The 20,079-nt window shown below is 47.8% G+C and carries 15 protein-coding genes and 1 pseudogene; 13 read left to right on the top strand and 3 right to left on the bottom strand.

From position 1 onward, the window contains the following. Positions 1–35: 35 nt before the first annotated feature. Complete coding sequence (locus DESLBE_RS03350; RefSeq protein WP_144675128.1) at positions 36–1,697, bottom strand: L-lactate permease; 1,662 nt, start codon at positions 1,695–1,697, stop codon at positions 36–38. A 492-nt stretch (positions 1,698–2,189) separates the two neighbouring features. Then, a complete protein-coding gene (locus DESLBE_RS03345) occupies positions 2,190–4,772 on the bottom strand; it encodes a cell wall-binding repeat-containing protein (RefSeq protein WP_144675126.1) in 2,583 nt (860 codons plus the stop codon). Between the two features lie 161 nt (positions 4,773–4,933). Here DESLBE_RS03345 and DESLBE_RS03340 point away from each other — a divergent pair, with 161 nt between their 5' ends. The 6 genes and pseudogenes from DESLBE_RS03340 to DESLBE_RS03315 all read left to right on the top strand — a co-directional run. Then, entirely contained in the window at positions 4,934–5,254 is a 321-nt protein-coding gene (locus tag DESLBE_RS03340; protein ID WP_005811508.1) for a YggT family protein, read from the top strand. 201 nt (positions 5,255–5,455) lie between these two features. Continuing rightward, entirely contained in the window at positions 5,456–7,372 is a 1,917-nt protein-coding gene (locus DESLBE_RS03335) for a DNA topoisomerase subunit B (protein WP_144675124.1), read from the top strand. Positions 7,373–7,410: 38 nt separating this feature from the next. Further along, on the top strand, positions 7,411–9,837 hold the full coding sequence (gene gyrA, locus DESLBE_RS03330; RefSeq protein WP_144675122.1) for a DNA gyrase subunit A: 2,427 nt from the start codon (positions 7,411–7,413) through the stop codon (positions 9,835–9,837). 274 nt (positions 9,838–10,111) lie between these two features. Next, positions 10,112–10,468: a class I SAM-dependent methyltransferase gene (locus tag DESLBE_RS03325; protein WP_282433876.1), complete on the top strand. Its 357-nt coding sequence runs from the start codon at positions 10,112–10,114 to the stop codon at positions 10,466–10,468. A 298-nt stretch (positions 10,469–10,766) separates the two neighbouring features. Continuing rightward, a complete protein-coding gene (locus DESLBE_RS03320; RefSeq protein ID WP_243131222.1) occupies positions 10,767–10,982 on the top strand; it encodes an alpha/beta hydrolase in 216 nt (71 codons plus the stop codon). Positions 10,983–11,223: 241 nt separating this feature from the next. After that, positions 11,224–11,514 (top strand): annotated as a pseudogene (locus DESLBE_RS03315) (transposase); the annotation flags it as partial. Between the two features lie 19 nt (positions 11,515–11,533). On the opposite strand, the gene DESLBE_RS03310 reads toward DESLBE_RS03315, so the two are convergent. Beyond that, positions 11,534–11,884, bottom strand: a complete 351-nt coding sequence (locus tag DESLBE_RS03310; RefSeq protein ID WP_144675118.1) for an inorganic pyrophosphatase — start codon at positions 11,882–11,884, stop codon at positions 11,534–11,536. Positions 11,885–12,232: 348 nt separating this feature from the next. Here DESLBE_RS03310 and DESLBE_RS03305 point away from each other — a divergent pair, with 348 nt between their 5' ends. The 7 genes from DESLBE_RS03305 (at position 12,233) to DESLBE_RS03275 (ending at position 19,925) form a co-directional block, all read left to right on the top strand. Continuing rightward, positions 12,233–13,171 (top strand): hypothetical protein, encoded by a 939-nt coding sequence (locus tag DESLBE_RS03305; protein ID WP_144675116.1) that lies wholly within the window; start codon positions 12,233–12,235, stop codon positions 13,169–13,171. 8 nt (positions 13,172–13,179) lie between these two features. Then, positions 13,180–14,442, top strand: a complete 1,263-nt coding sequence (gene amrA, locus DESLBE_RS03300) for an AmmeMemoRadiSam system protein A (RefSeq protein ID WP_144675114.1) — start codon at positions 13,180–13,182, stop codon at positions 14,440–14,442. After that, positions 14,442–15,410 carry an AmmeMemoRadiSam system radical SAM enzyme gene (gene amrS / locus DESLBE_RS03295; protein ID WP_144675112.1) on the top strand — a complete coding sequence of 323 codons (969 nt, stop codon included), beginning with the start codon at positions 14,442–14,444 and terminating at the stop codon, positions 15,408–15,410. The genes amrA and amrS overlap by 1 nt, the downstream gene beginning before the upstream one ends. 8 nt (positions 15,411–15,418) lie before the next feature. Next, positions 15,419–15,877, top strand: a complete 459-nt coding sequence (locus tag DESLBE_RS03290; RefSeq protein WP_005811528.1) for a GNAT family N-acetyltransferase — start codon at positions 15,419–15,421, stop codon at positions 15,875–15,877. A 271-nt stretch (positions 15,878–16,148) separates the two neighbouring features. Further along, positions 16,149–16,847 carry an NlpC/P60 family protein gene (locus DESLBE_RS03285; RefSeq protein WP_005811530.1) on the top strand — a complete coding sequence of 233 codons (699 nt, stop codon included), beginning with the start codon at positions 16,149–16,151 and terminating at the stop codon, positions 16,845–16,847. Between the two features lie 577 nt (positions 16,848–17,424). Continuing rightward, on the top strand, positions 17,425–18,357 hold the full coding sequence (locus tag DESLBE_RS03280) for an alpha/beta hydrolase (RefSeq protein ID WP_018307408.1): 933 nt from the start codon (positions 17,425–17,427) through the stop codon (positions 18,355–18,357). Between the two features lie 365 nt (positions 18,358–18,722). After that, positions 18,723–19,925 (top strand): MFS transporter, encoded by a 1,203-nt coding sequence (locus DESLBE_RS03275; protein WP_005811534.1) that lies wholly within the window; start codon positions 18,723–18,725, stop codon positions 19,923–19,925. The last annotated feature ends 154 nt before the right edge of the window (positions 19,926–20,079 follow it).

Genomic DNA, 20,079 nt, shown 5'->3' with positions numbered 1-20,079 from the left:
GCAGTTCTTTACGCTAATCCATGGTGGAAAAGCAATCAGCCGCCGCTGCTGGGGATTATGGGCATCAGTCCAGGGGTAAGATAGGCTTCCAGGAAGATGAGCACCATCACGATAAGCAGGAGATAAACGGAATACTTAGCCGTTTTACGGAAAATCTCATTTTCTTTGCCAATCAATCCTGTGGCGGCACAAGCAATGGCAATGGATTGCGGCGAGATAAGTTTGCCCATGGAACCCCCTAACAAGTTCGCTGTTACAGTCAGAACAGGGTTCATGCCCAGCTGAGTAGCGGTAACTTTCTGCAGCATACCAAACAAGGCACCTGAGGAAGTAACGGAGCCGGTGAGGAATACGCCAAGCCACCCGAGAACCGGAGAGAAGAAGGGGAAAAGCATACCCGTAGAGGCAAAGGCTAAACCAAGGGTAAAGGACATTCCGGAATAATTGGCTAACCAGGCAAGACCAAGAACGGACATAATCGTGATTAAGGAAAAAGCTAATTGTTTCATGGTTTTCCCGAAAACTTTTACCGCGGTGGCAGGAGATATTCCCAGAATAAATAGGGTAATGACTGCCGAGATGAGCATAGCTGTTCCGGCATAGCCGAAAATATCCCATTTATAGCTGGCGGCATAGATGGTAGGTTCTGTAACGATGGGAGCGGCTTGCATAACAAAACCATGCAGGCCGGGCCATTCTTTAATATTGATGAACCATTGCAGATCATTGGCGACAAAGCTTTTAAATTGGGGGGTTCCCCAGATTCCCATTAAAACCATGAGAACCAGGTAAGGCGACCAGGCTTTGAAGATTTGTCCGCCGGAGTATTGGTTTTTAACCACTTTGGGAACTTCCGGATCATTTTCAAAACGCCATAAGGTTTTGGGTTTCCAAACTCTGATAAAAAGTCCTGTGGCGACGATGGAAACCACCGAGCCCACGACGCTGGGCAGCATAGGACCATTAAATTTGGCCAGGAAGTAAAAGGGGATGGCGAAGCTCAAGCCACTGACCAGGGCGGCCGGGATGACTTCCTTGGTCGCTTTCCAACCGCATAGGACAAGGAGCATGGCGATGGGAATAATAATGCAGAATAAGGACATATTGATCGCTAAGCCATGAGCCAGTACCCCATCGCTCATAGCGGTAACCCTACCCATTGTGATCGTAGGCGTCCCCACCGGACCAAAAGGTACAGGAGGAACATTGGCTACTAAGCAGATGACAGCGGCCGGTAAAGCAGGAAAGCCCAAGCCGATAAGTATGGCGGCAGCCACAGCGACAGGAGCGCCTTGACCGGCCGCCCCTTCCATGAAAGCAGAGAAGGAAAAGGCGATCAGCAGGGCCTGCAGACGCCGGTCACTGGATAGGGAGGCGATTGACCCTTTGATCACATCAAAGGCGCCCGCCTCAACAGTAAGGTTATAAAAGAATACAGCCGTAACAATAATCCAGCCGATCGGGAATAAACCATTCATAATACCAAGAACTGCAGCAGAGAAAGCTACACTGACGGGCATGCCATAAAGGAGCACTACATCCACAAAGGCAATGAGAAGAGTCAATACACCGGCTATATGGCCTTTCATCTTCTTGATGGCCAATGCCCAGAAGAGGAAGAATATTGGGATAGCAACGACAAGGGCTGTCAGAAATAAATTATCCCCAAGAGCAGTATAATTTTGAGTCCATGCCATAAGGAACCCGCCTCCATCTTCTTTTATTCAGTTTTTATCGCCAAGAAACTATCTATGGCCCCATACTCAGCCCCCCTTATCATATGGCTAAGCAGTCATACCATTAAAGAGAAAGTTACCGCTTTCACTTTTCATTGTATGGATTCTTCGCTGAGAGTCAATATAATTGTATCGACAATCATTCTGCAGATTTTGTAGAAAGATTAATGTTTCGACAGCTATTTTGTGATTATTCCTGGAGTCTAGGCCCGGAAATTCAGGCAGCTTTAAGGTAGGCTTGTGCTGTTTTTGCGAATAAAGCAGTATTATAGAACTAAAAGTTAAAAATTGAAGATTGATCGGATCTATAGAAAGGACTTATAGGTTAGACCCAAAAGGGCTTATAGCAAGAAAAATAAGCGTAGTTTGCGACTATACTGAGGGAAATAAAAAGAAGCATGCCGGCTTGAGCATGCTTCTTTTCAGTTGATAGGTGGCTGATGATTACCTCATTTAATCCTTGGGTATAGGGGTCGTGAAATAAGCATAGATTCCTCTGAAGATGCCGGCCGCCACATTTTCGCGGAAAGTTGGATTCTGCAGCCGGGCCTCTTCATAGGGATTGGATATAAAGGCAATTTCCAGAAGAATCGCCGGAATCTTAGTATTGTTTAAAACGTAAAGATTGCCTGGTTTAACCCCTCGGTCTGTGGTTTTAATAATGTCAATCACCGAGGTGCGGATACTGCCGGCCAGATGCAAACTTTCCACATTCTTTGGGTTAGCTGCTGAGTAGAAAACCGTCGTGCCATTGACTGCAGGGTTAGTGAATGCATCATTATGGATACTGATAAAAAGATCCGCATTGCAGGAATTGGCCAGAGCCACACGAGCCTTGAGATCCTCAAGTTCTGTATATTTGGAGGCCGTGCAGGGTGAACTGTCATCCTCACGGGTCATCAGAACTTCCGCACCCGCTTGAGTCAGGATATCTTTTAAGGCAAGGGCGATGGGTAAGGTGTTGTCTTTCTCGTGGGTTTTGGACGGCCCCGAAGCTCCGGGATCCGGTCCACCATGGCCAGGGTCGAGCATAATCACTTTTCCGGCTAAGGCGTACTCGGGAATATCGATAAAAGGGTCCACCGGAACTTCCCGAGAAGGATCATATTCGGTGTCGACAGGGGGAGCGGGCTCTTCCGGGTCATCAGGCTCCTCTTCCTCCGGAGGTTCCTCTTTCTTGATCTCCGCAGGCAGGGGCGGGAAATCCCGCAGATTTTCCTTGTATTTAGAGAATGCTTTCCCTTCAATAATGGACTGAGCCGTTGAGCTAATCACTCCGGAGCCCCCGAGGATATAGACTGTACCATTGACGCTCAAATCTATGGTTATCTCGGGAAGAGTCTCTTCACTGGGAGGATTAGGGTTGACAGCAGGTTCATCAGCCTTGGCATCATCTGCTTTATCTTCATCAGTATTTTCCACAATCTCCACATATTCGCCGGATACCCAGCCGGTATGGGAGTCAAAGCTTATTTTATACCAGCCGTTTTCCTCTTCAATTATTTCAAAAAGAGTGCCCCCAGGAACTGTCGTTATTTTTTCTCCGGTGGCGGCGGGGGTGGCTCTAAGATTCAGGCCATTGGCAGCTGTGCTTTTGCCTTTTTTGGGGGCAGGCGGAGAGGCGGGAGGAGGATCTGATGCCTCAGATGGGATTAAAGAGACATATTCAGCGGAAATCCAGCCCGTCTTGGTCTCGTAAGTGGTTTGGTACCAGCCGCTTTGTTCAGCGAGAATCTGAATAGTAGCATCTTTAGGGATCGTCACTAATTTTTCTCCGCTGGAGGAAGGATTATCCCTCAGGTTCAAGCCATTGGCTGCCGTAATAACCCCCTGGCGCGTTTTCGGTTCAGCAGGCTTGTCAGGCTGGTTATCTGAGCCGGATGGATCGACAAGGGTTAAATACTCGGCGGCAACCCAACCGGTCTGGTCAGCAAAGGTGGTCTTATACCACCCTGCTTGTTCCTCAAGCAGGGTGATGAGTGTCCCTTGAGGGATAGTCGCCAGCTTTGCTCCGGAGGAGGAGGGACTTTCACGCAGGTTCAATCCGCCGGCGGGAGTGATTTCGGCCTGCTTGGGCCGGGTCGTCGGAGTTCCCGGAGTTCCTGAAGGTCCCGGACTTGGACGGGGAGGCTCCACTTTCATATGTTCCCGCATGTATGTATAGATGGAGGTCGGAATATCTTCCTTTTCGGTCAACAAAAGGGGAGCTTTATATTTGGCGGCCAGAACGGTTCCCGCTACCGCATCGGGGAAGGTAATGCCTGATGCTAAGAAAAGATCATCGGTTTCATAGGCATCCTGCACAAAAGAAACGACGGCGGCGTTGGTCTCATAACGGTCCTGACCACCGAGACGGGTTTCTATGGCAAAACCATGATCCGTAAGGCCTTCCGAAGGGATGGCACCCTCGCCGCCGATGACAATAATCTGGCTGGGCTGGGTTTCATTAAGATAGTTCAGAACGGATTCCGGCATCTTTTTCGAAGTGAGAACGATGGGAATTTGTTTTATCCCGGCAAAGCTGGCCGCTGATAAGGCGTCAGGGAAAGTATCCCCATTGGCCAGAATGACGACATCATTGGGAACCTTTTGGGCAAGGAGGACAGAGGTTTCGTAACGGTTTTGACCACCGATCCGTTCCACAACGATAGGGAAATCAAATTTCCCCAGCTCCTCTTCAATCGTGGGTTTAAGCACTCCCGTTCCCCCCAGGAGAACCACCCGGCCGGGCTGGAGGCGTTTAATCTCATCCACCACTCTTGGATCCAAAGCCGTGCCTTGAGTAAGCAGGATGGGAGCATCGAGGCTTACAGCAAAGGGAGTGGAGGCGATAGAATCCGGAAAGTCGGCATACTCGCAGAGAATCACTGTATCGGCGGAGGTCCAGCCCTTTTCCGAGATGCTCAAGGCGGTGCCCACCCGATCCTGGCCGGACAACCGCTCGATGGGATAAGCCAGGGGGCTGGCCCACACACTTATAGAAGCACTTACCACCAAGGTAAGCGAAGTAATTAGAGTAAAAATTACTTTTTTCACCGTTTCATCCTTTCTCATGTGCTTTTACGTCGATTATACCATAATATTTGCCTGGTTTAGAGCGAAATATGTAAAATAGGAAAAAAGGACCACTCCTATACATAAAAGGGTTCGCTGATCTCACATACTAATTGAGATTAAATATTGGAGAGTGAAACTATATGGACCATAGTGAAGAGATACGATCCTGGCAGCGAGTCGTTTATTACATTCTGGGCGTGATTGAAGTACTCTTGGCTTTCCGCCTGATCTTTAAACTGCTGGGAGCAAATCCGGTCAGCGGCTTTGTCTCAGCAATCTATTCTTTGACCAATCTGTTGATGAGTCCTTTTCTGGGAATTTTCCGCACCGCTTCCGCCCGGGGGGTTGAGACTCAGGCCGTTTTGGAGCCGGCCACCCTGGTAGCGATGATTGTCTATGCAGTGATCGCCTGGGGCATCGCCAAACTGATTGAAATTATGAAACGGCCCAAAAAAGTTTGATGTCAATCGCTTTCTGAATAGGAAAAATAGCCCGCCAGTCTAGTACCGCGGGCTATTTTTTTATGTTGAGAAGAGGAAAATGTTTAGTGATTAGCGAAAGAGAGAAAAATAGTAAAGCTTGCCATATTCATTTGCTCAGCCGTTTATGATAGTATAATGAAGTTGTTTATTTTGCTGATGTGACGAAAGGGAGGAAGTATTTTGTCCATGGATTTAAAATATAATGCTGAGTCGATTCAGGTCCTGGAAGGTTTGGAAGCCGTGCGCAAACGTCCGGGTATGTATATTGGTTCTACAGGGAGCAAGGGGCTGCACCATTGTGCCTGGGAAATCATCGATAACGCTATCGATGAAGCGGGGGCCGGCTTTTGCACCCGCATCGAAGTCACCCTTAATCCTGACGGCTCTCTGACTGTTCTGGATAATGGCCGGGGAGTTCCCATCGACATCCATCCTGTGAAGCAGATTCCGGCGGTACGGCTGGCCTTTGAACAGCTCCATGCCGGAGGAAAGTTTGACGGGCAATCCTATAAAACTTCCGGGGGCCTCCATGGCGTCGGGGCCAGTGTTGTCAATGCTCTGTCCACTTTTTTAGTCGTGGAAGTCAGCCGGGAGGGCAAGATCTTCCGCCTTGAATATGAAGACGGAGGAAAGCTGAAATCCGATCTTAAAGTGATTAAAAAGGGGATTAAGGGCAGCGGGACGAAAGTCACCTTTAAGCCGGACCCCTTGATTTTTAAAGAAACCACCTCCTTTAAGTTTGATACCCTGCGCAGCCGGCTGATGGAGCTTGCCTTTCTCAATCCCGGCCTGACGATTGTCTTAACCGACCAGCGCAAAGAGACCCGCAGTGAAACCTTTCAGTCCAAGAACGGTGTCATCGGCTTTGTGGAACACCTTAATAAAGAATCCGATTACAACCCCGTACATAAGAAACCCATCTTCTTTAAAGGGGAAAAGGATGAGGTCATCGTTGAATGTGCTATCCAATACACTGATGGGGAAGATGAACATCTGCGCTCTTATGTCAACAACATCCCCACCGATGAAGGGGGAACCCACGAGTCGGGATTCCGCACGGCTCTGACCAAAGTGTTCAATGCCTATGGCAAGAAAAACAACATCTTCAAAAAGGAGGAAAGCCTGATTGGGGATGATCTTAAAGACGGTTTAACCTGTGTTCTTTCCGTAAAAGTCCGGGAACCCCAGTTCGAAGGCCAAACCAAAACCAAGCTTTCCAATACCGAGGTGGAGGGCGTTGTCCAATCCCTGACCAACGAGGGCATCAGCACCTTCTTTGAGCAGAACCCAGCTGTGGCCAAGGATGCTATCAACCGGGCTTTGACCACTTGTCTGGAGCGTCTGGCGGCGAAAAGAGCCAAAGAGTTGAAGAAGAAAGCCCGGGACGCTGAAGTCAAGGCTCTCAGCGGCAAGCTGGCCGCCTGCAGTGAAAAAGATCGCAACCGCAATGAGCTCTTTCTTGTGGAGGGGGACAGTGCGGGAGGTTCGGCCAAAAGCGGCAGGGATCGGCGCTTCCAGGCGATTCTGCCCTTAAGAGGCAAGGTGATCAATACCTATCGGGCCAAGATGGATAAAGTTCTGGAAAATGAAGAGATCCGCAGCATGATCACAGCCATCGGGGCCGGGATCGGTAAAGAATTTGAGGTGGATAAGTCCAACTATGCCCGGGTCTGCATCATGACCGATGCCGATATCGACGGAGCTCATATTCGCTGTCTGCTGCTGACCTTCTTTTACCGCTATATGAAACCCCTTATTTTAGGCGGGAAAGTCTATATCGCCCAAGCACCTTTGTATAAGGTGGAGAAGGAAAAAGGCAAAGTCGTCCGCTACGCCTATGACGAGGCGGAGCTGAAGGATGCCTTAAAGGAATTGGGCAAAAGCGCCAAGCTCCAACGGTACAAAGGGCTGGGGGAAATGAATCCGGAGCAGCTCTGGGAGACCACTTTAAATCCGGTCAACCGCCGCATGATCCAGGTGACCATTGATGATGCTCTGGAGGCGGAGCGGAAATTAAAGATCCTGATGGGTGAACAAGTGGACCCCCGCCGGGAGTTCTTAATGGAAAACATTGTCTTTACTGAAGACGATATGTAAATACAACTCGATATGCAAATTCAACTTGAGGTGAAAGAATGAGTATTCCTGAAGAAAATATAACCCAGCGCTCCTTGGAAGAGGTGCTGCCGGAGAGTTATTTAGGCTATTCCAAACATGTCATCCTGCAGCGGGCTGTTCCCGATGTCCGGGACGGCCTCAAACCGGTGCACCGGCGGATTATTTACGCCATGGATGAATTGGGCATGACTCCTGATAAACCCTACAGCAAATCCGCCCGCCTGGTGGGGGACTGCATGGGAAAATATCACCCCCATGGGGATTCCTCCATCTATGATGCTGCGGTGCGCATGGCCCAGCCTTGGGCTACCCGCTATCCTTTAATTGACGGGCAGGGGAATTTTGGCTCTATCGACGGAGATGGGGCCGCGGCCATGCGTTATACGGAGATGCGCATGACTCATCTCTCCCAACTGATGACCCAGGATATCGAGAAAGACGTCATTCCCTTCAAGCCTAATTATGATCAGCGTGAAAAAGAGCCCATTGTCCTGCCCAGCCCCTTCCCGAATCTCCTAGTGAACGGCGGCTCGGGAATCGCTGTGGGCATGGCCAGCAATATCCCTCCCCATAACCTGCGGGAGGTGGTAGCAGCCCTGATCCTCCAGATCGATAATCCCCATGTCACTTTAGAACAGTTGATGGAAAAGGTGAAAGGACCTGATTTTCCCACCGGAGGACTGATTATCGGTTCCCAGGGCTTTACCGAGGCTTACCGGAGCGGCCGGGGCAAAGTGACGATGCGGGGCAAAGCCATCATCGAGTCCGGGAAAAACGGCAAAAGCCTGATCGTGATTACCGAGATTCCTTTTCAAGTTTCCAAATCCACCCTGGCCGCCAAGATCGAAGCGCAATCGGAAAACGGCAAGATCGAAGGGATCAGTGAAGTACGGGATGAATCGGACCGGGAAGGGATCCGCCTGGTGGTGGAGTGCAAAAAGGATGCCGATCCCAAACGGATCTTGAAGCTCCTCTATAAATATACCCAGCTCCAGGAAACCTTTGGCATCATCAACCTGGTGATCAGCGAAGAAGGAACACCCCGGGTATTGGGATTAAAGGAGATTAACCACTCCTATCTTCAGCATCGCCGGGAAGTCGTCCTGCGCAGAACAGAATATGAACTGGCCAAAGCCAAAGCCCGGGCACATATCCTGGAAGGCTTGGTCATCGCTATCAATAATCTGGATGAAGTCCTGCAGATCATCCGTTCCAGTAAAACCCCGGCCCTGGCCAAGGCCGGCTTGATCACCCGGTTTGAGTTCTCTGAAGTTCAGGCTCAGGCCATCCTGGATATGAAGCTTCAGCATCTGACCAATCTTGAGCTGGATGGTATCCGCAAGGAATATGCAGAGATTCTGAAACTGATCGCTGAACTGGAGAGCATTTTGGCTGATATTAACAAAGTCTATACCATCATCAAAAATGAGCTTAAACAGATCGCTGATCAATACGGTGATGAGCGCCGCACCCTGATTCTTCCCGAGGATGTGGGAGATGAAGTGGATTACAGCGCCTTTGAAGAACCGGAAAAACCCATGGAAGTCTTGTTGACCAGGAAGGGCTTCATCAAGCAGATTCCGACCCCAACCCGGAGAAGCCAGATCAATGCCATTGCTTTTGCCTTTAAGGACGGAGATGTACTCTTGGAACATGTATCCTGCACATCAAAGGATACTCTCTATTTCTTCACCCACAGCGGCAAATACTATGATGCCAAGGCCAAATTAGTTGCTGAAGCGGGAGCCAAGGAGAAGGGCAGAGCCGTCAACAACCTGTTCCCCTTGCCTGAAGAGGAGCGCATCGTGGCCATGGTTTCCTTGAGAGAAGAGAAAGAAGGGCAGTATTTTGTCTTTGTCACCAAGGACGGGCAGGTCATGAGAAGTCCGGTCAAGGATTTCCTTAATGCCAGAACTGCCGAGGCCATGGGCTTAAAGGAACAGGATGAAATCGTTAAGGTCTTCCTCAGCGCAGGCGAAGGAGAGCTGTTCCTAGCCAGCCTGCAGGGACAGGCCATCCGCTTTGCCGAGGCTGAAGTTAACCCCATGGGCCGGAAATCCCGGGGGGTTAAAGGAATGACCTTGAACGAAGGGGATTATGTGGTGGATGCCCTCCTGATTCAACCCGGGGCAGACGGGGAGACCGGAGATCTGATCACCGTTACCGAACAGGGTTATGTTAAACGAACTTCCCTTGAGGAATACAAGCCTCAGGGCCGGGCCGGCCGGGGCATCGCCATTGCCAAAATCGATGCTGAAAAGACCGGCAACCTGGTCTCCCTGATCCAGGTTGGGCCTAAGGAGGATAAGCTCCTGCACATCATCCAGGCCGGCGGGACAGTGACCGGCGTCGAAGCCCAATCCCTGAAGAGGGAGTCCAGAGTCAAGAGCGGGGCAGGGTTGGTCAATGTGATCATCAATGATTATATCGTGCATGTCCTATGATTGAGATAGAATAGGCATAAATCAGCAAGAATCCTTTATCTACAAGGGTTTCACGCTGATTTATGCCTGTTTTTTATTGCCTGGAAACGAAACAAGACAAGGTTTCGGTGCAAAGGAGGGTTGAAAATCAATAGTGCGGTCAACCGGTTATTGTGCCGTTCTTGTATCGTTTGCGGTGTAGATAGTTTGATTATCGCTAAAATAGATTTGATAGCGGGTGGATTCCATGATAAAATAAGTTAGCAATAGCTAACTTATTTTATCTTACAATGGTTTGGAGCTTCGTTCCCGCCTGACGCTCATAGGCTCCTGCACCTGCCTTCCTTTTGAAAACGCCTCTTTCGATGCAGTTTTATCCATGAACGGCTTCCACGCCTTCCCAAACAAGGATAAAGCCTTCAAAGAAACATCGCGTGTTCTAAAAAACGGCGGTATGTTCTGCGGATGTTTTTATATAAAGGGTGAAAACAGGCGCACCGACTTGATCGTAAAACAAGTGTTAGCCCGAAAAGGCTGGTTTGCACCGCCTTTTTATACTTTGGAAGAATTGCGGTCGGAGCTGTCGCGTTATTACTCCTCCATAAATGTCTGCAATGATGCGGCGATGGTGTATTTTAAGTGTCTAAAATAAACTTACGATAGGAGTGGTTTAATGAGCGAAGTGTTTGTACTTTCAGACGGCAGAAAAATAGAAACTAAAGGAGCTGCCTGTCCGGTATATCCTCATTGCCCGCCCAGGCTATGGTAAATCAGACTTTTTCCTTATGGAAAATATTGCTCGGTGGCCAGAAATAATCGAGCCGCTTTTAGAACATTTGAAAATTGATACATGCGAAAGGTTCATTAGAGGAAATAGCCTCCCAGCTTCAAGAAACCTACCTCTCGCAGTTGTCTGAGAACACAAGAAGATACCATACATAAGAGATTCTATGATCGGCGGCTGCATGGGCATGGCTGCTTGCGATGTCAGTCAGCCGGTCTTGCTGTTCCATTGCCGCGACGACCAGGAGGTTCCGTTTGCGACAGCTGAAAAAACAATGACATATCTCAAAAATGCCGAGATGATTGCTCATGACACAGGGGGTCATCTGTCAGAAGCTCTCATGATGGATATGATGAACCGGATTATTGCTAAATATAGCTAAACTGTTCGGCAGAAGTTTCAAAAACATGGCTATGGGTGCTTTCAGATGAAGAATCTCAAGGTGATGGAACTCAAAAATTGAATTTGAATACAAACCTAATCATGCAGGTATGAAAATTATCCTATAAATTAACAGGGAAATAAACGGGGCTGTCGTAAGACGGCCCCACAGACTGTAGACAAAAGCAGAAACACCCCTATCCCCATGGTATAATAATGCTATAGGGATAGGGGTGTTTTGGATGTATGTGAAAAAAGACAGAGAGGCACAACGTCAGATGAAGATCATTTGTATCGAAGAATTAGTCCCACACGATCATCTTCTGAGGCTGATTGATCAATCGATTAACTTTGACTTCATCTATGATGAAGTTAAAGGACTCTATTCAGAACTTGAGTGGGGAAAACCCGGGATCGACCCGGTCTCCCTGTTTAAAATCGTTTTTATACAGCATCTGTATGGGATTCGAAGCATGCGCCAGACCATCAAAGACATTGAAGTGAACATGGCCTACCGTTGGTTTATCGGGTATGACCTTGGGGAAAGCATCCTCACAACCTACGTATGAGAATTCCTTTCATATATTCGGTTTCATTATGTGTCTGATAAACGATTTCTTTTTCATCCTCTGTACAGCCAATTAAAATTTTTATCTCCGAATCACGCTTCATTAGGTCAACAATACACATAATTGCATCAGTTTGCTTTCTTTTGTCTGTACCTACCCACACATCAATACCTCCACCATCCATTGAGGCGGTGTTATCTAAATAACCATAATCTACTTTGTAAATAAAATTAGAAAACCTGGGGTGAACCGTTCCTTTTGGTCTGTCTATTACAATTTTTGATTCGCTCACCATTTTATCGATCGCTACCCAAAAATTGTCATTTATATCCATCTGCCCATACCTCGCTAGATTTAATTTTCTTACGGTGATCAGGTATTATAGCCATTCTAAAGTTATCTTATCTTAACATAGTTGAGTATTTATTTCTACGATTAACTGTGGGCACCATTTTAAAAATTAGTAGAGAGTTTGAGATGTTACCCGGCAGGTGATTTTGCGGATAAACCTGTATTTAAGCCATTTTTGCGGAGAAATATAATCATTTGCATAGGGCTTATAGACGTTTTCCGTCTATACAAATAAAAAATAGTCTGAGAGGGGAGGATGTTCCGGGGATATGTTGAATGAAGAAAGCAGAAGCTTTCAACATGACCTTTAAAAAGACTGGAGAGTGATACAATGAATCAGGATCTCAACGCAAGGCTGGCCCAAGCCCAGCAAGGTTCAGCCCGCCTGCAGAAGATTGATGCTATGCTTAAGGAACTGAGAGGGGAACTTCAAGAGCTCGACACCCACGAAAAAGAACTGAAAAGAATTCTGGCTCAGGAGACTATGGATGTCGAAAAGCTGGAAAACAAAGGTCTGGCCGCTTTTTTCCATGCCGTGATGGGGAATTTAGAGGAGCGGATCGAGAAGGAGCGGAGTGAAGCCCTTGCCGCCAGACTCAAATATGAGCAAGCTTTAAAAGATAGGGAGGAGATTCGTTTAGGCATAGCCAAGCTCACTTCCGAGCGGCTGAACTATGTTGACAGCCCTGCGGAGTATCGGGATCTCTATGCCCAAAAGCAGCAAATACTCCTGGAGGAGCAGGGAGCAATGGCTCAGGAAATCCTGGCCCTTACCGATGAGAAGAACCGCAGGCGGATTAATCTTAAGGAAATCGATGAAGCCATAGAAGTGGGCGGTCAAGTTCTGGATAGTCTTAACCAGGCTCTCCGCAATCTTTCCAGCGCCGAAGGGTGGGGAACCTGGGACCTGCTCGGCGGCGGAATGATCTCCGGCCTGGCCAAGCACTCCCATATCAATTCAGCCCAAGAGAACATCGAAAAAACCCAAAGTCTTTTGCGTCAGTTTAAAACGGAGCTGACAGATATCCACATTGGCACAGAGCTAAGTCTGAAAACAGAAGGGTTCATTAAATTTGCCGACTTTTTCTTTGATGGAATCATTGCCGACTGGTTTATGCAAACTAGGATCAATGAATCTCAAGCCAGTGTCGAGAATGTCAAAAACCAGGTGCAAAGCATTATGACCAAGCTCCATGAACTAAAAACTCAGGAGAGGAAACGCCTCGACCGGCTCGATGCTGAACTAAGTGAGCTTATTGTAAAAGGATAGGTGATCTTATGCCTTTGGTGTATTCAATCTTTGTCCCTCATCCGCCCATCCTGGTGCCCGAGATCGGACGGGGGGAGGAAGGAAAATGCCCGGCTACCCTGGCAGCCTACCGAGCTCTGGCCGGGAATTTAGCGGCAGCCCGGATCGATACCGTTCTGCTTATTTCCCCTCATGCTCCCTTGTTGCGGGAGGGGGTGGCCCTTCTTCAGGATGAGATCCTCAAGGGGGATTTTGCCCAGTTTGGGGTGCCCCAGGTCAAGCTGGCTTTTGCCAATCATCAGCCTCTGGCCGGAAGGTTAGCCAAAGAACTGCCTGGAGGGGTGCTCTATTCAGGAAGGCTGGATCATGGTACCCTGGTCCCCCTGTATTTTCTGCGGGAAGCAGGCTGGGAGGGCAAGCTGGTGGTTATGAGTATGCCCCTGGCGGACCCTGAAGGCTATGGCAACATCATCCGCAGTGTTCTCCAAGACTATTCCGAACCCATGGCCTTGGTGGCCAGCGGCGATCTCTCCCATCGCTTAAAGGAAGATGGTCCCTATGGCCTTCATCCTTCAGGGCCGGAATTTGACCGGCAGATTTTTGAAGGATTATCCAGAGATCCCTCTGCCATCAAAGAGATTCCCCAAGACCTGACCGAGGAAGCGGGGGAATGCGGCTGGCGGAGTCTGCGCCTGGCCTTGGCTGTGCAGCAAGGGATGCCCAAGGTCTTTTCCTATGAAGGAACCTTTGGGGTGGGTTATCTCGTCGCCGAACTCTACCAATCCTCTCCTTTACCCCAATGGGCCAGACAATGCCTGGCAGCCTATCTGAAAACAGGCACGACTCAAGGACTCACCCCTCCCGATGTTCCCTTGCTGAAGCTGCGGCGGCCCTGTTTTGTAACTCTCCATAAAGAAGGGGAGCTGCGCGGCTGTATTGGCACCACTGCCCCTTACCGGGAAAATCTCGCTCAGGAAATTGAGCATAACGCTCTGGCTGCCGGCAAAGATGATCCCCGCTTTTGGCCGGTGGAGGCGGAGGAATTGCCCGCCCTGACGATTACGGTGGATGTCTTGGGGGAGATGGAAAAAATCAGCGGCCTGGAAGAACTTGATCCCTGGCGTTATGGCGTGGTTGTGCGCAGCCGGGGAAGAACAGGACTGCTGCTTCCCCACTTGGAAGGGGTCAACACAGCCCAGGAGCAGGTGACCATAGCTAAACATAAGGCCGGCTTAGGTCTGAATGAACCCGTGGAAATGTGGCGGTTTGAGGTCGTCCGCTATTTTGAGTAATGATCTGGAGGTATCGGTCGTCCATGGAAGAAAAAACTGCAAGCTGCCTGCTTTGCCCTCAGCATTGCCGGCTTCGTTCAGGACAAACCGGGCGCTGCCATGTACGGGGGAATCAAGGGAATGGTGTGGAACCCCTTAATTACGGGGAAGCGGCATCCTGGCATCTTGATCCCATCGAGAAGAAGCCTTTGTTTCATTTTTATCCGGGAAGCCGGATCTTCTCCGTGGGCGGCTTCGGCTGCAACCTTAATTGCACCTTCTGTCAAAACTATGAAATCTCCCAATCCCGCCAAAAGGGATTGAGGGTTACACCGGAGGAGCTGGCCAGGCAAGCCCGGGGCTCTCTGGGGTTATGCTTTACCTATTCAGAACCGGCCACTTGGTTTGAAATGATCCGGGACACAGCCCCCCTGGTCCGGCAAAATGGCGGCAAGGTGGTTCTGGTCAGCAACGGCACCATCGCTTCCCGGTATATTGAAGAGCTGATTCCTTTCCTTGATGCTGTCAATATCGACATTAAGGCCTTTACAGAAGAATTCTACCAAAAGTTCTGCGGCGGCAGGCTGTCCTGGGTTCTGGACACGGTGGAGCGCCTGGCCGGCCGCGTTCATCTGGAGATCACGACCTTAGTTATACCTGATGCCAATGATGATCCCCGGGAGATTCGGGAATTAGGGCGCTGGCTGCGCCAGCTCGATACCCCTCTGGCCTGGCATTTGAGCCGGTTTTTCCCGGCTTATCAACTCAACACCCCGCCCACGGACCCACAGAAGCTCAGGAAGCTTTGGGAATTGGCCAGAGAAGAAGTGGAGTATGTCTATCTGGGCAATATCGCTGGGGGAGGGACCACTTTTTGCCCTCAATGCGGGCAGAAGGTGATTCTGCGGGAGAACTATGAAATCCGGAACCTTCTCCACAATGGGAAATGCCCTGCTTGCGGCAGGGGTATCTTTGGTGTAGGGCTATAGGTATTACAATGTATAGAAAAAGTACTTTAGATGATTGCAAAGCCGCCTACTTATTAATTTGCGATATGGAAAACAAAGAGCTTTCATATGACAGATTTGAAACAATTTATAGGGATCAGATAAATGATTGCCGCTATTATTGCCTTGTCTGCGAGCAGGACGGTATGGTGATTGGCTTGCTAAATATACGTTTTGAGGAACAGTTGCATCATGGGGAGAGAATAGCGGAAATCCTTGAATTTGCAATTGCCCCTTTATATAGAAACAAAGGCATAGGAAAGAAAATGTTTGCCCACAGTTGCCGGATTGCAAGAGAAAACGGCTGTTATCAAATCGAGGTTGCCTGTAATCAACTGCGCCAAGATACGCATCGTTTTTATATACGACAAGGTATGCACAATTTTCATTTTAAATTCTCCAAACAATTGGCTGGAGATAATACTCCAGAGAATATCATAGGGAGATAAATTTCCAAGCATTATTAAAATACAATTGCTAAGAAAATAAAGAAAAGGGAAAACCAGGGGTTTAGACGGGTTCGCGGTGTATTGCATTGCAAACCCGCTTTTTATATTGCCCTGCTATAGTACTATTTTTATTCAATTATAAAAATTGGAAACCGCCACTAATTTAAGAAAATCTATCCAAAATATGAAACAACTTTGCATTTACCTTTAAGTCGTCCCTCCCTATACTTAAGGACAGGCTACCTTAATCAACGAGGAGAGGAGTATTTTTTTGAAGAAGAAAATTGTGTTTCTGCTCAGCGTCATGCTTGTGATGATTCTGGTAAGCACTCAAACGACTCATGCCGCTACTCCATTGCTTAAAGTTGGCTCAAGAGGTTCAGCTGTATCGACATTGCAATCAAACTTGCAAACTCTCGGCTATGAGGTGGGCCCCATTGACGGCATCTTTGGTGCCAAGACAAAAACAGCGGTGCAAAAATTCCAAACGGCTTCCCGCATCCAAGTGGACGGAATCGTCGGTCCCCAGACTCAACAGGCCTTGACCAAAGCGCTGGGCTCCAAGACTACAGCACTGGAGTCTAAGAGTACAGCGAATCCTTCCCAAAAAACTCAAGCTATTTTGTCCACGGCCAAGAATTACACAGGTGTTCCTTACCTCTGGGGAGGAACGACACCCTCAGGTTTTGATTGTTCCGGATTTACTCAATATGTGTTTGAGAAAAACGGGATTACTCTTCCACGCACCAGCAATCAGCAATACCAAATCGGAACCTCTGTAAGCTTTAACTCCCTGATACCAGGGGATTTGGTATTCTTTAATTTCAATTCAGGCAGTGTGGTAAGCCATGTGGGGATCTATATGGGAGACGGACAATTTATCAGTGCAACATCTGGTAAAGGTGTCATTACTTATGGCTTTACACCCTATTGGAAAAATGCCTATGTAGGGGCCAAGAGAGTCTATTAAATTCAGTTGAAATTAAATTCAGCTAAAAGTCACATATTGGAACCGATACAGTAAAGGGGCTGCTTAGTGCGGCCCTTTTCTTTGTTTTAAATTTCTTTGCTTTAAATATATTGAAAATATCTTGACAAGTTGGAGGAATAGCTAAGAAAATCTGGAATTACTAGGATTAAGCGATCTTATTCCAGGGAGGAAAGCAAAGTGGCCGATTTGGGAATCTGTTTCTGCCTATTCATTTTACTTGCTTGTGCGCCATGGAGGTATAGAGTAATAGACTCTTTTTCCTTCTTCACAGGCCATATTCTTTCTGCAGAAATAAGATTACTTCTTTGTACTCTTGCTAATCTAGATCTGTTCGCTTTATGTCCTCTGGAACCCCTGGTTCGGTACAGGACTTTGGTCAATAACTTGTTCCGCGTTTCTAATCATTATCAATTGTCTTCCCAAATATCCTGGCGGGTATTGGGATTTTTGCTTGAAGTTCAGGCTTTAATCGGCAGGCAAAAGTTCAGTGATCTTCCTTTCCTCAGAGCGATAACGGAACATCGCGTTATTTCTGAGTGTAAAAAGGAGGAGTACGATGACTATCGTAACAGTGCTTTGTTTGCTATGGGCAGGCTTTGTTTACCAGCTGATTTCGGTTAAGTATGAGAGTAAAAAATATCAGCCTGATGGTCAAATGATCGAGGTTGAAGGCCATAAAATGCATATCTATGCCCAAGGGGAAGGAAACCCAACCGTGGTGATGACTGTGGGTTTGGGTTCGCCATCGGCTGTAGTAGATTATTACAGAGTCCTGGAAGGTCTTTCCCACTATACCAGAGCAGTTGTTTATGAAAGACCGGGCTATGGGTGGAGCGAAAAATCAACCACCCCCAGAACCATCGAACAAATGACTAAGGAGCTTTTTCTGCTCCTCGAAAAAAGCGGTGAAACGCCACCTTATGTTTTAGTGGGGCATTCTATGGGCTCATTGGAGATTCTTCATTTTGCCCAAACCTATCCAGGCTTGGTCGCCGGCGTGGTATTAGTGGACGGTGGCAGCCCCGAATATTACCGTACAGTTAAATTTTCCACTGCTTTAAAAGCAGTTATTCATGGAACAAGGCTTGTCACAAGACTCGGGTTGATCAGGATTTTAGGAAATGCAGCGACTAGTTTAGGCATCAGCACAATGACGTACTTTCCTAAAGACATGAGGAATAAAGCTAAGGCAAAATTTTATAGCAATTGGTTTAATGACAATAGTATTCAGGAGCTAAAACAACTGAATCGAAACGCGGCCATTGTTGAATCAAATGGGCCCATCGGGGATATACCCTTTGTGCTCTTGTCTTCGGAAAAAAGCATCAAGGGAGTACGAGGATGGGATGAGACCCAAAAAAAGCTGCTCGCTTGGTCGGCAAACAGCCGCATGAAGGTAATTCAGGGTACGAGTCATAGCATGCATTTTAATCATCCTGAAGCTATAGTGAAAGAAATAGTCCAAGTAGTCAGCCCCAATCGGCAATAACTTAAGAGAATAGCTCAGAGGATATACGCCATGATTTGGAGATAGATTCCACCAAGTCATGGCTTTTTTCTGTCATTCATTTCAGCGAGGGAAGCACTGGAAAAAGCACTGATTTCATGCCATTTAAGCTTCATCACAACCATTGGGAAATTCACTTCTACAAATAAAAGGAAAATTTCTCTTGACAGCAGCAATATTCATACTATTATGAAGATAAAGATATATAATTTGTATAGACATATATTCAAGTTCACAGGGATATGGATATATGAAAGGAGGGTAGAGAAACAGGGGCCTTTGAATTATTGCTAAGGAACAATAAGCTCTGGAGTGGAATCCACTAGATTACGGAAAGGTTGGTAAGTATGAGCGAGAAGAAACAATCCCTAGTATTATTGGCCATTTTTTCATTTGCGTTTATCGCGATGGGCGTAGGGACGATTACACCTGCCATAGCTGCGATTGGAGCAGCCTTTCCCCAGATTGGTTTCAGCACTTTATTATTAGTTTCCACAATTCCTTCCCTTGTTTCAATTCCGGTAGCGATTATCGGCGGCAGCATTGCCGGCAAATCGGTTAAGTACAGAACTTTAGTGCTCTTTGCAGCCCTGATGTTCACCATTGGCGGTATAATTCCCTATTTCATAAATGATTTTACTCTGATCCTGGTATCCAGAGCCTTCTTTGGTTTAGGGCTCGGTCTGATCATGCCCCTTAATACCGCTTTGATTTTCAATCTTATCCCACCGGATAAGCAGGCCAATATTATGGGAATCAACGGCGTGGTCATGAATATCGGCGGGATTGTCCTGCAATTGCTGGGTGGCGTTTTTGCTTCAGTTCAATGGAATTACAGCTTCCTGGCCCACGGTTTTGGTTTAATCACATTTTTGCTCACTTTATTCTTCCTGCCCGAACCTAAAAAGCATGAACTTCCTGCAGGTACGGCAGATGCCCCGGCCCAAAAACTAAAAATGCCTGTTTCCATCTTTGGCTGGGGAATTGCCTTTGGAGTCGCCACCATCCTCTACTACCCATCTCTGACCAATATGTCTTCTGTTCTTGAAACTATCGGAGCCAATTCCGCAGTGGCCGGGATCGTCTTAATGTTCATGACCATAGGCGGTATGCTGGCAGGAATAGTTTTTGGCAAAACCTTTAAAAAGTTTGGCCGGCAGACTCTCAGTTTCGGCCTGTTCTTTTTCGTCTTATCCCAAGTCCTCTTTGCCTTCAGCCAGAGTGTGCCCCTCTTTATTATCGGTGAAGCGCTGATGGGATTTGGCTTGACTCTCACCATGACCTCCATCAATATGATGGCCGGAGCCTCCGTACACCCCAGCCAGACCCCGATGGCCATGTCCATTATTGTCACCGGCATGAACCTGGGCGGTTTCCTTTCCGGCTATATCTACGCTGCCGTTATGGGAACCTTGGGTATCACAACTCTGAGATTCCAATATTACAGCGGCATAGTCGGGTTTGCGGCTCTTCTGATCTTCTTTTTGGTTCTCTTTTCAATGAAAAAACCGGCAGCGCCGGTTGGTCCTTCCCAGGCAAGTTCTCATTAGAATTGCCATAAAATTAAGCATCAATCTTCGAAGGGAAAAGCTGAGGGTTCTGCGGAACCCCAGCTTTTTCTTTATGGGTATTTATGTTCTCTATCCAGCACAACCCTGGTCCGGGAGTAATCCAAAATCTTCAACGTTGAAGATTTTGGATTCT

Source organism: Desulfitobacterium sp. LBE, assembly GCF_007830365.1.
Lineage (GTDB): Bacteria > Bacillota > Desulfitobacteriia > Desulfitobacteriales > Desulfitobacteriaceae > Desulfitobacterium > Desulfitobacterium hafniense.
This window is presented reverse-complemented; position numbering and strand designations above follow the sequence as displayed.

Bases quoted from the DNA above. Each gene is read 5' to 3' on its own strand.
- amrS (WP_144675112.1), top strand. From the start codon at position 14,442: ATGATCTGGAGGTATCGGTCGTCCATGGAAGAAAAAACTGCAAGCTGC.
- DESLBE_RS03320 (WP_243131222.1), top strand. From the start codon at position 10,767: ATGATCGGCGGCTGCATGGGCATGGCTGCTTGCGATGTCAGTCAGCCG.
- DESLBE_RS03275 (WP_005811534.1), top strand. From the start codon at position 18,723: ATGAGCGAGAAGAAACAATCCCTAGTATTATTGGCCATTTTTTCATTT.
- DESLBE_RS03290 (WP_005811528.1), top strand. From the start codon at position 15,419: ATGTATAGAAAAAGTACTTTAGATGATTGCAAAGCCGCCTACTTATTA.
- amrA (WP_144675114.1), top strand. From the start codon at position 13,180: ATGCCTTTGGTGTATTCAATCTTTGTCCCTCATCCGCCCATCCTGGTG.
- DESLBE_RS03280 (WP_018307408.1), top strand. From the start codon at position 17,425: ATGACTATCGTAACAGTGCTTTGTTTGCTATGGGCAGGCTTTGTTTAC.
- DESLBE_RS03305 (WP_144675116.1), top strand. From the start codon at position 12,233: ATGAATCAGGATCTCAACGCAAGGCTGGCCCAAGCCCAGCAAGGTTCA.
- DESLBE_RS03340 (WP_005811508.1), top strand. From the start codon at position 4,934: ATGGACCATAGTGAAGAGATACGATCCTGGCAGCGAGTCGTTTATTAC.
- DESLBE_RS03350 (WP_144675128.1), bottom strand. From the start codon at position 1,697: ATGGCATGGACTCAAAATTATACTGCTCTTGGGGATAATTTATTTCTG.
- gyrA (WP_144675122.1), top strand. From the start codon at position 7,411: ATGAGTATTCCTGAAGAAAATATAACCCAGCGCTCCTTGGAAGAGGTG.
- DESLBE_RS03310 (WP_144675118.1), bottom strand. From the start codon at position 11,884: ATGGATATAAATGACAATTTTTGGGTAGCGATCGATAAAATGGTGAGC.